The 12,559-nt window shown below is 68.3% G+C and carries 11 protein-coding genes; 3 read left to right on the top strand and 8 right to left on the bottom strand.

The window, feature by feature from the left end; translation table 11 throughout:
- Window positions 1-7: 7 nt before the first annotated feature.
- Together K8940_RS06125 and K8940_RS06120 are read right to left on the bottom strand one after the other, a co-directional pair.
- Window positions 8-310, bottom strand: coding sequence for a hypothetical protein (locus K8940_RS06125; RefSeq protein ID WP_223393786.1), 303 nt, complete (start codon window positions 308-310; stop codon window positions 8-10).
- Between the two features lie 62 nt (window positions 311-372).
- Entirely contained in the window at window positions 373-1,752 is a 1,380-nt protein-coding gene (locus K8940_RS06120; protein WP_223393784.1) for a hypothetical protein, read from the bottom strand.
- Between the two features lie 381 nt (window positions 1,753-2,133).
- Here K8940_RS06120 and K8940_RS06115 point away from each other — a divergent pair, with 381 nt between their 5' ends.
- Window positions 2,134-2,613, top strand: coding sequence for a ribonuclease H (locus K8940_RS06115; RefSeq protein ID WP_223393782.1), 480 nt, complete (start codon window positions 2,134-2,136; stop codon window positions 2,611-2,613).
- A gap of 18 nt (window positions 2,614-2,631) precedes the next feature.
- On the opposite strand, the gene K8940_RS06110 is transcribed toward K8940_RS06115, so the two are convergent.
- Window positions 2,632-3,015, bottom strand: coding sequence for a methylglyoxal synthase (locus tag K8940_RS06110; protein ID WP_223393780.1), 384 nt, complete (start codon window positions 3,013-3,015; stop codon window positions 2,632-2,634).
- A gap of 169 nt (window positions 3,016-3,184) precedes the next feature.
- Here K8940_RS06110 and K8940_RS06105 point away from each other — a divergent pair, with 169 nt between their 5' ends.
- Window positions 3,185-4,417 carry a pyridoxal phosphate-dependent aminotransferase gene (locus K8940_RS06105; protein ID WP_223393778.1) on the top strand — a complete coding sequence of 411 codons (1,233 nt, stop codon included), beginning with the start codon at window positions 3,185-3,187 and terminating at the stop codon, window positions 4,415-4,417.
- A 19-nt stretch (window positions 4,418-4,436) separates the two neighbouring features.
- On the opposite strand, the gene K8940_RS06100 is transcribed toward K8940_RS06105, so the two are convergent.
- The 4 genes from K8940_RS06100 to K8940_RS06085 all read right to left on the bottom strand — a co-directional run bounded on the left by K8940_RS06100 (window position 4,437) and on the right by K8940_RS06085 (window position 11,670).
- On the bottom strand, window positions 4,437-6,035 hold the full coding sequence (locus tag K8940_RS06100; protein WP_223393776.1) for a peptide chain release factor 3: 1,599 nt from the start codon (window positions 6,033-6,035) through the stop codon (window positions 4,437-4,439).
- 31 nt (window positions 6,036-6,066) lie between these two features.
- The gene (locus K8940_RS06095) at window positions 6,067-7,593 is read right to left on the bottom strand and encodes a hypothetical protein (protein WP_223393774.1); all 1,527 of its coding nucleotides are present in this window, start codon (window positions 7,591-7,593) and stop codon (window positions 6,067-6,069) included.
- Complete coding sequence (locus tag K8940_RS06090) at window positions 7,590-9,179, bottom strand: hypothetical protein (protein ID WP_223393772.1); 1,590 nt, start codon at window positions 9,177-9,179, stop codon at window positions 7,590-7,592. Before K8940_RS06090 ends, K8940_RS06095 begins: the two co-directional genes overlap by 4 nt.
- A gap of 106 nt (window positions 9,180-9,285) precedes the next feature.
- Entirely contained in the window at window positions 9,286-11,670 is a 2,385-nt protein-coding gene (locus K8940_RS06085) for a TonB-dependent receptor (protein WP_223393770.1), read from the bottom strand.
- A 239-nt stretch (window positions 11,671-11,909) separates the two neighbouring features.
- Here K8940_RS06085 and K8940_RS06080 point away from each other — a divergent pair, with 239 nt between their 5' ends.
- Window positions 11,910-12,047 (top strand): hypothetical protein, encoded by a 138-nt coding sequence (locus K8940_RS06080; RefSeq protein WP_223393768.1) that lies wholly within the window; start codon window positions 11,910-11,912, stop codon window positions 12,045-12,047.
- 3 nt (window positions 12,048-12,050) lie between these two features.
- On the opposite strand, the gene K8940_RS06075 is transcribed toward K8940_RS06080, so the two are convergent.
- Window positions 12,051-12,431: a hypothetical protein gene (locus K8940_RS06075; protein WP_223393766.1), complete on the bottom strand. Its 381-nt coding sequence runs from the start codon at window positions 12,429-12,431 to the stop codon at window positions 12,051-12,053.
- Window positions 12,432-12,559: the final 128 nt, after the last annotated feature.

Genomic DNA, 12,559 nt, shown 5'->3' with positions numbered 1-12,559 from the left:
GGCCGCCTTAGCGGATGCGGATGCTGACCGGCACCTGGATGTAGGAGCCAGCGCGGCTCTTGCCGTCGGGGCCCAGCAGGTCGACCTGGAACTGCGAGGCCATCGACAGGGCGGCCTGGCCGACGCCCAGGTCGTTCGGGCTCTCTTGCTGGACAGTGCAGGCGGTCAAGTGGCCGTCGTTCTTGACGAGGCAGTTCAGCAGGGCGACGGCGACGCGCGGCTCGGAAACGGGGGTCAGCATGTCCGACGGAGCCTTGGCCGGCGCGGCGTTGGTCACGACGGCGGCGGCGAAAACGAGCGAAGCGATCACGAGTTCATCCCTTACTTTGTCTTTTTCGGCAGGCCCTTCCCCACCGTGTGTCCCGTTTCGGATCAGGCGGCGTGGGCCTGCTTCAGACGTTGCAGGCCCTGTGCCGCCAGGTCCGTGAGCGAGCGCAATCCCAGCTCGGAAAAGACGTCGAAGGCGCAGGCCAGGGCCGCGCCGGCGCGGGCCAGGCGACCATCGTCACGGCCCGTGATCTCCACCCGGGCCTCGTAGAGACGCGCCAGGTTCATCTGGGCCACGGCCCAGCTGGCCGGATCGCGGGCGCCCGGCGCCGCGGCCAGCTCGGCCTTGAAGGACAGTTCGGCCGCGTCCAGCACCGCCAGATCGGCGGTCAGCTCGGCGCAGCGCGCCAGGCACAGGGCGCGGTTGTTGGCGACCACGGCGCGCAGGGCCAGGGCCGGCTGAACCTTCAGCACCTGGGTGGCGCGGTCATAGGCCGAGACGGCCTGTTCGAAGGCGCGCTCGCTGGTCGAGGCCTCGCCCACGGCCTGTAGGGCCGAGCCCAGGGCGGCATGGACCCGCGCCCAGTCCATCGGGCTGTGGTCGACCGGCAGGACGTCGACGGCCGCGCTCAGCGCCTCGACGCCGTCGGCGAGCAGCGACAGCTCGCCGTCCAGCTCGCCCAGCAGCGCCAGGGCCGAGCCGCGCAGACCTTCCAGTCGGGCCCAGGCCAGCGGCTCGAAGTCGGGGTCCAGCACGCCGGACGCCGCCTTGGCCTCCGACACGGCCAGTTGCGCCAGGGCCCGGTCCTTCAGGCGCTCGGCGCAGGCCAGGATCAATTCGATACGCGCGGCGCGCTGATCGGCCAGCTGGAGGCGGGCCGCCCCGCCCTTCACGCGCTTGGCGGCGGCCAGGGCGCGCAGCGGCGTGTCATAGGCCTGGACCGCGGCCAGGGCCCGGTCGACATCGTTCTGCGACAACGCCGCGCGGCCCTCGAGGCCAGCGGCCAGGGCGGCGCACAGGGCCGTGCGGTGGTTGATGGGCGTGCGGGCCAGGGTCGCCAAGGCGGCGGCCACCAGCCCCTCGTCGCCGAACAGGTCCGCGCCCAGCACGGCCAGAACCGCCTGTTCGCAGCGGGCGGCGGCCAGGGCGTCGTGACGGCGCTCGGCCTCGAAGATCTTCACGGCGGCCTCGGCCTGGACGGCGCCCTTCCTGAGGGCGGCGGCGTCGCCGCTGCGGCGAGCCAACTCGCGCCAGACGACGGCGGCTTCCAACAGGCGCGCCCCGCGATCCTTGGCCCCGATCCGGCCGGCGACCACGTCGGCCGAGCGGGCCTCGTTGGTCAGCAGCCGAAGATCGAGAAGCTCCAGCAGCGAGGTGTCCCCGCCAGTCAGCCCCTCGCGCCAGGCCCCCTTGAAACCGCCTTCGGCGTCGACGCCGAACAACCGCTTCAGATCCCGTCCGAACTCGAACATCGCTTTGCGCACTCCGCCTGCGGATCGTCCCACGTCGGGACAGCCCGACGGAGGTTCAACGCATCATCAGCAAAACCGGAGCCAGCACGCTTAACAAGTGGTTAAGAGGTGTTTACGGCGCGTTAACCATAAATATTTTCCATATTTTTACACCTAGACACCAATTTCAGCCAAAATGGTTGAAGGCGTAGTGAAATGGCACACTTCTTGCTTCAACGAATACAAGGAGAACCGCAAAAGGGGCGAAAATCTTAGAACTTTGTTCACTGAACTAAAAATGACGTTAACCCTAAGTTTTAAAGCCGGGTTTACCTTTCGTTCATGGACACCCTCCCCCCGTTCGTGAAAAACGGTCTAGAAGACGGTGATCTTCGTCGATTCCGGAGCTTCGCCATGGCCGCCGTCACTGTCTGGATCGCCTGCCTCTGCCGTCCCGATCCGGGCTATGGCGGCTGGGCCTGGGTGCGACGCCTGGACGGCGAGACCGGCGCGGCGGCGATCAAGGGCGCGGCCGGCGGAGAGCGCCGAGCCAGCGGCGCGAAGATGAGCCTCTCGGCCCTGGCCGAGGCGCTGGAGGGTCTCTCCGACCTGCCAGCCGACGCGGCGGTGACGCTGAAGTTCCTGGATCCCGACCTCGCCGGCCAGTTGGTGACGTCTGACGGCGACTACGCCACGGCCGAGCCCGAGGCCTGGGCCGCCGCCCGCGCGGCCGTCGCCGCCCGTCCCGTTCTGGAACTGGTTCCCGCCTCGCCCGCTGACGCCGCGACGGGCTTCCTTAACGCCTGGGCCGAGTTCGGCCTGGACACGTCGAAGTCGCGCGGCAGCTTCAAGGCCGCGATCCCCAAGCCGAACCTGATGAAGTTCCCGGGCTGATCGGGAAGTCCCCATTGATCAGTCTGGGCGGCACGCCACGATCAGGTCCGCCGTCGCCGGATTGCAGGCGAACGGGATGTCGGCGAGGGTCGCCAGGCGGATCAGCGCCTTGACGTCGACGTCGTGCGGCTGGGGCGACAGCGGGTCGACGAAGAAGATCAGCACGTCCAGCCTGCCCTCGGCGATCATCGCGCCCAGCTGCTGGTCGCCGCCCAGCGGCCCGCTCTTCAATCGCACCAGATTGAGCTGCGGCAGCGCCTCCAGGATCCGACCGCCGGTGGTGCCCGTGGCGAACAGCGCCTTGTCCTTCAGGAAGTCCGCATGGGCCACAGCCCAAGCGACCAGGGCGGCCTTCTTGTCGTCGTGGGCCACGAGACCAATGGCGAGGGGACGAACGGTCATGACGCGATTCCGGGGCAAGCTGGACGCGCACTCATTTCGCGCCCGCGCGCCGATGGCAAGCGCCGCGCTGCACGCCGCTTGGGCGCCGTGCGTTTTCAGCTTCGCCTCCCCTTGCGCGCGCCCTGCAAGAGGTTCGTCCTGTGCCCATTCGGGAACGGGAGGATCGACCATGACCACGCGAACCAATGACGAGCCGGCGCTGGGGCGCCGATCCTTCCTGCGGGGCGCGGCGTTCCTGGCCGCGGCCGCGCCGATCCTGACCGAAGCCCAGCTGGCCCACGCCGCCGCCCAGACCCCGGCCCCGCCGTCCGGCATGGCGCTGCACGGCCAGAGCCCGAACGCGCCGCCGCCGGGCATGACCCTGATCAACGCCAACGAGAACCCGCTGGGCCCCAGCAAGGCGGCCTGCGACGCGATCGCCCGCGTGGCCCCGCTGGGCGGACGCTATGACCTGAATGGCGAGACCGACCTGCTGGCCCGGGCCTTCGCGGCGCAGAACGGCCTGAAGGTCGAGAACGTCGCCGTCTATGCCGGTTCGTCCGAGCCCCTGCACTACAGCGTGCTGGCCTTCACCTCGCCCACGAAGAGCTTCGTCACCGCCGATCCGTCCTACGAGGCGGGCATGTTCGCGGCCAAGACCAGCCAGGCCAAGATCGTCAAGGTGCCGCTGAGCGCCGACTGCGCCCATGACGTCAAGGCGATGGTCGCCGCCGATCCGCAGGCCGGCGTCATCTACATCTGCAACCCGAACAACCCGACCGGCACGCTGACGACCAAGCAGGACATCGTCTGGGCGCTGGAGAACAAGCCCGCCGGCTCGATCCTGCTGGTCGACGAGGCCTATATCCACCTGACCGAGGCCCAGGACACGCTCGACCTGGTGGCCGCCGGCAAGGACCTGATCGTCCTGCGCACCTTCTCGAAGATCTACGGCATGGCCGGCATCCGCTGCGGCTTCGCCGTCGCCCGGCCCGACCTCTTGGCCAAGCTGGCCCCGTTCGGCCAGAACGCCATGCCGATCACCGGCTCGGCCGCCGCACGCGCCTCGCTGGAGGACGCCAGTCTCATCCCCGAGCGCCGCAAGCTGATCGGCGACACCCGCCGCGACACCCTCGCCTGGCTCAAGGCCAACAACTACAAGGTCATCGGCGATCCGCAGACCAACTGCTTCATGATCGACACCGGCCGCAACGGCAAGGCCGTGTTCGCGGCGATGAAGGCCAAGAACGTCCTGATCGGCCGCACTTGGCCCATCTGGCCCAACGCGGTCCGCGTCTCGGTGGGCACGCCCGAGGAGATGGCCAAGTTCAAGGTCGCCTTCAAGACGGTCATGGACAGCCCGCCCATGGCCCTTGAGGACCACACGCAGCTGGCGCAGCTGGACTACTTCGCCACCCTCTAGTGAGAGGGCGGCGGGCGCCTTACGCCCGTTCCTTGGTCCGTTCGAAGCGCACCTTCGGATAGCGCTCGGCGACGTAGCCGATTTCCCAGGCGGACTTGCCCAGGAACACCGGCTGCTCGTCGATGTCCTGGCCCATGGCCGACTTGTGCTTGCTGACGAAGTCCTCGACGTCGGCCCGGTCGCCACCCAGCCAGCGGGCCTCGGCATAGGGGCTGTTCTCGAAGATTACGTCCAGCTGATACTCGTTGGACAGGCGGTCGGCCATGACCTCGAACTGCAGCTGGCCGACGGCGCCGACGATGAAGTCGCTGCCGATCATCGGGCGGAACAGCTGGGTGACGCCCTCCTCGGCCAGGCCTTCCAGCGCCTTCTTCAGGTGCTTGGCCTTCAGCGGATCCTTCACGCGCACGCGGCGCAGGATTTCCGGGGCGAAGTTGGGCAGGCCGGCGAAGCGCAGCGTCCCGGTTTCGGACAGGCTGTCGCCCACCCGCAGCACGCCGTGGTTGGGAATGCCAATGACGTCACCGGCGAAGGCGTCCTCGGCCAGCTCGCGGTCGCTGGCGAAGAACATGATCGGCGCGTTGACGCTCATGGCCTTGCCGGTGTTCTGGGCCTTCAGCTTCATGCCGCGCGTGAAACGGCCGCTGGTCAGGCGAAGGAAGGCGATCCGGTCACGGTGGTTGGGGTCCATGTTCGCCTGGACCTTGAACACGAAGCCCGACACCTCGGCGTCGCCCGGGGCGACGTGGGTCTCGGTCCCGGCCTTGGTGGCGGCCGCCGGCTTGGGCGGCGGGGCGTAGGCGCCGATGCCGCCCAGCAGCTCGTTCACGCCGAAGTGGCGCAGAGCCGAGCCGAAGAACACCGGCGTCATGTGGCCTTCCAGGAAGCTCTGGACGTCGAACGGCTTGCTGGCCTCGGACACCAGCAGCGCGCCCTCCTCGACCTCGGCCTGTTCCTCGGGGGTCAGGTACTGGACCACCGCGTTGGAGTTAATGGCGACGGGGTCGGGATGGCCCTCCTCGTCGGTCGAACTCTTCTTGGCGTAGGGCACGAACTTCTGACCGCGCAGATCCAGCATGCCCTTGAAGCGCCCGCCCGAACCCGCCGGCCAGTACAGCGGCGCAGGGTCCAGGGCCAGCTTGGACGAGACCTCGTCCAGCAGCTCGAACGGGTCCTGAGCCTCACGGTCCATCTTGTTGATGAAGGTGATGATCGGGATGTCGCGCAGGCGGCAGACCTCGAACAGCTTCAGGGTCTGGGGCTCGATGCCCTTCGCGGCGTCCAGCACCATGACCGCGGCGTCGGCGGCCGTCAGGGTGCGGTACGTGTCTTCCGAGAAGTCCTCGTGGCCCGGGGTGTCCAGCAGGTTGAACATCAGGCCGTCGTGGTCGAACGTCATGACCGAGGCGCTGACCGAGATGCCGCGCTCGCGCTCGATCTTCATCCAGTCCGACTGGGTCCGCCGCGCCTGGCCGCGCGCCCGCACGGCGCCGGCCGCCCGGATCGCCCCGCCAGCCAGCAGCAGGTTTTCCGTCAGGGTCGTCTTGCCGGCGTCGGGGTGGCTGATGATGGCGAAGGTGCGCCGACGGGCGGCTTCAGCGGCGGGGGAATTGCTCATGGCGCGGGACTAGCCCCATCAGCTCTTTTTGTCACCTTCCCCCATTCCCGACGGTCGGCTTTGTCGCGGTCTTCTCCGTCGCCGGTTCCGGCGGCAGCGCCTTCAGCATGGCCAGGGCCGCCTCGGCCTCGCCGCCGCCGTGCGGGCTGCCGGCCAGGGGACGCAGCACGATGCGGGCGTTCTCGTAGTCCTTGGTCTGGACCAGCACCCGGCCGGCGTCCAGCCGCAGGTGGCCAACCTGGGGCGCCAGCAGCATGGCCCGCAGCCGGATGTTGACCATGTTCTCGTTCAGCGGCTCCAGCTGCTTGGCCTCGGCGTAGCCGTGCAGCACGCGCGGATCGTCGGGATCGATCTTGAAGGCCCGTGCGAACAGCTTGCCCGCCTCGCCCAGGATCGCCTTGCGATTGGCCTCGTCGCCTTCGGCGGCCATCAGCCGGCTCTCGCCCAGCACGACCAGGACCTCCTTGTCCTTCGGATCGGCGGTCAGCAGGCCGTTCAGAATGCCCTCCCCCACGGCGCGGTCGCCGAACTGGGTCTCGGCTTGGGCGCGGACCAGCCTGGCGAAGCGATCGTCGGGCCAGCGGGCGGCGGCCGTCCGGATGGCCTGCAGGGCCTTGGGCCGGTCGTCCTTGGGCACGCCCAGCTTAAGGCGCTGGCCCTCCAGCAAGAGGGCGTCGGCCGAGGCCGGCAGCGAGGTCACGGTCATCGACGCCTCGATCGGCGTGGTGCGCGACAAGGCCCCGGCGGCCAGCGGATGGGTCATGTAGGCCTGCAGCTTCTTGCGCAGCGCCTCCATGTCGTCGCCATAGATCGCCTGCCAGGCCTCGGGCGGCTTCTGGCCGCTCCGCACGGCGTCGAGATAGGGGCCCAGCTTCTTGCGGCGCTCGGGCTCGGACAGGATGTAGTGGGTCAGCAGCCAGGCCTGGGCGTAGTAGCTGAAGGTGTCCCACTTGCCGAGTTCGCCGGGGCGCTTGCTGAGCAGGTCGCCCATCGGCACCCAGGTCATGCCCGGCGCGGTCAGGCTGTAGGCGCGGCCCTTGTTGTAGCCGCCGACCACCATGCGCTCGCGCCCCAGGTCCACGGTCATGTAGTATTCGGCATAACCCTCGACCAGCCAGGCCGGATAGGCGCTTGGATAATAGCGCAGCATGAAGTGGTGCACGTACTCGTGCAGCACGGTGTCGTCGCCGCGATTGGGATCGTTCTCGTAGCCGCCGCCGTCGCGCACGGCGATGGCGAAAGCCTCGGTCGGGGCGGTGACGTACATCCCCGCGGTGTTATCGCGCGCCGACGGGATGGCGCGGCGCAGTTGCTCGATGTCCGAGACCAGATAGACCGGCAGCTTGATCGGGGTGGTCTCGTCCTTGGGCCGGCCGTGCAGGCGGCGCAGCAAGGCGTCGAAATCCTCGAGCATCGACGCGTACTCGCGCACTGACCGCTCGCTGCGCCCATAGACGACGAAGTGCTCGCTTTCGGCCCGCCGCCATTCGGCGCTGGCCGTCACCGGGACGGCCAGCAGGGCCAGGCCCAGCAGCGCGGTCGAGAGCGATCGCCTCACTGACCGGACTCTTTGGAGCCGGTCTCGCTGGTGGGCGCCTCGCCGCCGATCTTCTGCAGCAAGGCCTTGGCCTGCTTGGCCGCCTTGCCGCCGTGCGGACTGTTGGCCACGGGCTTGAGCAGCACCGCGGCCTTGTCGTTCTGACCGCGCGCGATCAGGGCCTCGGCCTCGGTAAGGGTGATCTCCGGCACCTGCGGGGCCAGCATGTGCGCCTCGTCCAGCACGTTCAGGACGTTGTCGCTGGGATATTTGGGATCCAGCCGACGGCTCAGCGCATAGCCGTACAACGTCTGGAAACGCTCGGGATCCAGCTTGAACGCCTGGCCCAGCTTCAGCCCGGCTTCCTTGTACAGCGCCTCGCGACGGGCGGGATCGCGATCGCCGATGGCCATGCGTCCCAGACCCGCCAGCTCGAAGCCCTCGGGGTCGTCCGGATGCGCGGCGGCGTAGGCGTCGGCCAGCTTCAGGCCGGTCTCGCGGTCGCCATAGGTCAACTCGGCCCGCGCCAGCGTCAGGCGGGCGATCGGCGCGTCCGGGTAGCGCTCGGCGCCGCGCCGGGCCTGGGTCAGCAGAGCCAGTCCCCAGTCCTTCATCTGCTGCTTGTACTCGGCGATCCGCTTGGCCGTCGCGCCGGGGGCGTCCTCGTCGACCTCCTCGTCGGCCCCGAACAGGCCGGCGCGGCGCAGGCCCTGGCTGACCAGCAGCAGGTCATCCGCGGCCGGGGGCATCGGCGAGAGCTTGATCTCTGGCGTAGGCAGGTTGCTGACCGTGTAGTCGGTGAACTTCAGCGCGCCCATCATGTAGCCGCGCAGCTCGACCTGCAGCTTGCCTGGCGCCATGCCGGTGATCTCGGTCATGGCCTTGATCGGATCGGCCCCGCCGCCCACGGCCTTCATGTAGGCCTGAAGTTGCTCGTAGCGTTTGGGGTCGCTCATGAAATAGTGGGTCAGCAGCCAGGCCTGGGCATAGAACATCGACGGTTCCGTACCGCTGAGTTCGAAGGGCCGCTTGCTGAGCACTTTCTCCATCGAGACCCACGGGCCGTTGCGCAGGTTCTCGCCGCGCATGGCGTTGCGGCCCACCTGGATCTTGTTCTCGTCGATCACCGCGCTGCCGAAGTACTCGGCGTAGCCCTCGGTCAGCCACGCCGGGTAGCCGTACGGGAAATAGCGCAGCATGAAGTGGTGCACGTACTCATGCTGGATGACGTGGTCGCTTTCCTTCTGGCGCCAGGCCACGGCGAAGACGTCGTTGGGACTAGGCACGTAGAAGCCGCCGACGCCGTCCGACAGGCCCGGGATCACCGTGTCGAAACCGCTGCGGGACACCACGAGATAGATCGGCAGCTTGCGCACCGCCTCGCCGTCCAGCGGCATGCCGTGCAGATAGCGCAGCAGGCCGTCGTAGCGCTCCAGCTTGACCACGTACTCCTTCAAGGCGGTCGACGTGACGTCGCCATACACCGTGAAGTGCGGACTTTCGGCGCGGATCCAGCGCCCCTTGGCCTCGTCCGCCAGCGCTGGCCGCGCCAGCAGCGCCGCCGTCATCAGGCCGACGATCGCCACGATACCCTTACGCCCGGCCACGTTCAGCCCCCAGTCCAACCGCAATCTGCGATTGAGGCTAGGCGGGTTCAGGGTTGACGCGCAAGAGCCGTTTCGAGGCGCGACCGGAGCCGCGCCTCGCCGCCGGCTAGAACTTCGCCGAGACCCGGGCGTACCAGAGGCCGCCGTCCGTGTCGTAAGGCGCGTTGCGCGAATAGATCAGGCCGCGCGAGGCTTGGAACGTCGCCTCGGCCGGATAGGTGTCGAACAGGTTCTCGGCCCCGACCGTCAGCTTGATCGCGTCGGTCAGCTGGGCGCTGACCGACAGGTCGACCAGGGTGCGACCGCCGAAGGACTGGATCAGGTCGGCCGTCCCGTTGGCCTGGGCGTCGGTCCACTCGCCCGACCAGCGGGCGCGGACCATGCCGCTGAAGATGCCGCGCGCGTAGTCGAACGACACGTTGGCGGCGTTCTGCGGCAGGCCGTCTTCTAGGTTGATGCGGGCCAGCTTCGAGACCTCGGTCAGCTTCGAGCGGGTGACCTTGGTGTCGTTCCAGTTCCAGGCCGCCGTCACGCCGGCCCGGCCGCCCAGCAACTGGCCGCGCCACGAGGCGACGGCGTCGACGCCCTGGGTGCGGGTGTCGAACGAATTGGTGAAGTAGCTGACCGTCGTCAGGCTGTCGGCGCCGGGGACGCCGGCCGCCACCAGCTGGGCGCGCAGGGCCGGCGTCACCGTGAAGTTCGGCGACACGGCGAAGCGGTTGTCGACCTCGATACGGTAGTAGTCGACCGACGCGGTGAAGCCGCCCTGACGGAAGACGAAGCCCAGCGACAGATTCTTCGACTCTTCCGGCTCCAGCGGCTTGCCGCCCAGGGCCACCGAGATCGGATTGATCGGCGACAGGCGGCCCGAGGTGAACAGCAGCAAGGTGGTGGTGTTCAGGCCCTGCGAGGTGCGGGTGTTGTTGATCTGGCCGGCGGTCGGGGCGCGGAAGCCGGTCGACACCGCGCCGCGGATGGCGAAGTTCGACGTGAACTCGTAGCGCGCGGCGATCTTGCCGTCGGTGGTCTGGCCGAACTCCGAAAAGTCCTCGTGGCGGATGGCGACGTCGGCGCCGAACTTGTCGGTGATCGGCAGGTCGAGATCGACATAGGCCGCGTAGCTGGTCTGGTCCCACGACCCGGCCTGGCTGGGCGCGTAACCCGGAAAACCGTTCGAGCCGCTGGGCAGGCCGGCCGGCGCGCCGGGCCCGACGTCCCACGAATAGCGGTCGCCCGCCTCGATCTCGTAGGTCTCCTTGCGGGCCTCCAGGCCCAGGGCCAGGTTGGCGGGCTTGGCCAGGAACGACCATTCCAGCGGACGCGAGGCGTCCAGGTTCAGGGTCGCTTCCTTCTGGATCAGCGCGCCGGCGTCGAAGCTGGTCGGCGACTGCGGGCCGAACGAGGCGTTGATGCTGTTGTTCAGGAAGTAGTCGACCTTGTCGCGGCCCCAGCCGGCCGAGGCGTCCCAAGACCAGCCCATGGCCTCGCCGCGCAGCCCGCCGTTGATCGAGGCGTTGGTCTCGTCCTGGCCGAACTTCGGCGAGAAGCCGGCGGGATAGATCTGGCTCAGCGACCAGCCCGGGAAGACGGTGCTGGACTTGTACGAGGTGTCGGTCGCCGGGTTGCGCCAGTTGAAGTCGGTGACGCCGTGCATGTCGCTGTACGTGGCGAACGCGTAGGCCTCGACCGTGTCGCCGACCGGCAGGACCAGGTTCAGCGAGCCGCGCCACACTTCACGATCGGGCTGCCCCCAGCGCTGGACGGGATTGGGCACCTTGATCGTCGGGTTGGCGGCCTGGAAGGCGATGGCGTCCGGGCGCTGACGGGTGCGCGAGGTGGCCTCGGCGTTGGTGTAGTCGATCGCGCCGACCAGGCTGCCGCCCTTCCCGATCGCCACGCCGTAGCGGCCGCCGATCTCGGTCTTGTCGCCGTCGCCGGCGTAGTAGCGGCCGAACTGGCTGTAGCCTTCAAAACCGGTCTTGTCCGAAAGGATGATGTTGATGACGCCGGCGATGGCGTCCGAGCCGTACTGGGCCGAGGCGCCGTCGCGCAGCACCTCGATGCGCTCGATGCCGCTGGTCCCCAGCGACGCCAGGTCGACGCCCTGCTGACCGCGACCGCCCAGCACCGCCGACCGGTGGCGGCGCTTGCCGTTGACCAGCACCAGCGTCTGGTCGGGCGAGAGGCCGCGCAAGGTGGCAGGGCGCACGAAGGCCTGGCCGTCGGCGGCCGGCAGGCGCTGGACGTTGAACGACGGCGTGGTGGCCGCCAGCTTGTCCATGATCTCGTCCGAGACGGTGTTGCGCAGCGCCTCCTGGCTGACGACGTCCACCGGCGCGGCCGACTCGAACGCCGTGCGGTCGACGCGGCGGGTGCCGGTGACGACGACGGTGTCGACCTCCGTCGTCGCGGCTTCGGCGGCGGCGACCTGCTGGGCGTGAACCGGGGTGGAAAGGGCCAGGGCGAACGCGCCCCAGGCGACCGTGGACATAAGCTTCATCGTCAACCTGCACTGATGGATATCGGCGCGGGATAACGGCGGGTCTTGTCGAGTCGGCGACGGCTAGACGTCGGTTCGATGAAGTCTCGTACATCGACGTTCTTCCAAACGGTCACGACCGCCCGAAAATGCGTCAAAAAGGCCCTATTCGAAGAATGGGTTTGGAGTCATGCTTCCCCTGTCCTGCACCGACGACGTCAGATCGCCGGGTGGATGGAGGAAATCGAACGATGGCCCTGCTCGACCATCACCGTGTTCATAGCCGGCAGCATCCCGCCGGCAGTGCGTTGTGCGTAGGCGTCACCCTGGCCGGACTGGTTGTCCTGGCGGTGACCCTGAGCTGGTTGTTCACGCTGGTCCGGTTCTAGGCTCTAGGCGGCCAGGCGCCGCCAGACCTGACGGTCGGCTTCGAGGTTGGTGAGAGCGCCGGCATTCTGGCGCTGCAGCAACGCGGCCATGACTTCGATGCTCAGCTGAGCATAGCGCACCTGGACATCTTCGGTGCGGCAGCCGCGACCCGGCGCGATGAACAGGGCCGCGTTGACGTCCGGCGCCTTGGCCACGATCAGGGCCGCCAGGCGCTCGGCCCGCTCGCGGTCCTTGTGATGCAGCAGCGGCTCTTCGGCGAACAGTTCCCGCCCCAGTTCCCCGACATAGTTAAGCGACAGCGCCTGGAAACGCTCGCGCGTGATCGGCGGCGTCAGCTCGGCCGCGTCGAAACTCAGGATGATGTCGTTCATCAGGAAAAGCATGGCGATGACTGGGTGCGTGCGCTCTGGGCGGATTGGAAAGCCTGCTCATTCTGGGTGGAACACGCTTTAGAGCGCGTTTAGGAGCAAGGTTAACGGCGCCCTAGAGTCGAGTTGTCCACAGTTGCACG

The sequence above is a fragment of the Caulobacter segnis genome, assembly GCF_019931575.1.
Lineage (GTDB): Bacteria > Pseudomonadota > Alphaproteobacteria > Caulobacterales > Caulobacteraceae > Caulobacter > Caulobacter segnis_C.
This window is presented reverse-complemented; position numbering and strand designations above follow the sequence as displayed.

Bases quoted from the DNA above. Each gene is read 5' to 3' on its own strand.
- K8940_RS06115 (WP_223393782.1), top strand. From the start codon at position 2,134: ATGGCCGCCGTCACTGTCTGGATCGCCTGCCTCTGCCGTCCCGATCCG.
- K8940_RS06110 (WP_223393780.1), bottom strand. From the start codon at position 3,015: ATGACCGTTCGTCCCCTCGCCATTGGTCTCGTGGCCCACGACGACAAG.
- K8940_RS06105 (WP_223393778.1), top strand. From the start codon at position 3,185: ATGACCACGCGAACCAATGACGAGCCGGCGCTGGGGCGCCGATCCTTC.
- K8940_RS06100 (WP_223393776.1), bottom strand. From the start codon at position 6,035: ATGAGCAATTCCCCCGCCGCTGAAGCCGCCCGTCGGCGCACCTTCGCC.
- K8940_RS06085 (WP_223393770.1), bottom strand. From the start codon at position 11,670: ATGTCCACGGTCGCCTGGGGCGCGTTCGCCCTGGCCCTTTCCACCCCG.
- K8940_RS06080 (WP_223393768.1), top strand. From the start codon at position 11,910: ATGGCCCTGCTCGACCATCACCGTGTTCATAGCCGGCAGCATCCCGCC.
- K8940_RS06075 (WP_223393766.1), bottom strand. From the start codon at position 12,431: ATGCTTTTCCTGATGAACGACATCATCCTGAGTTTCGACGCGGCCGAG.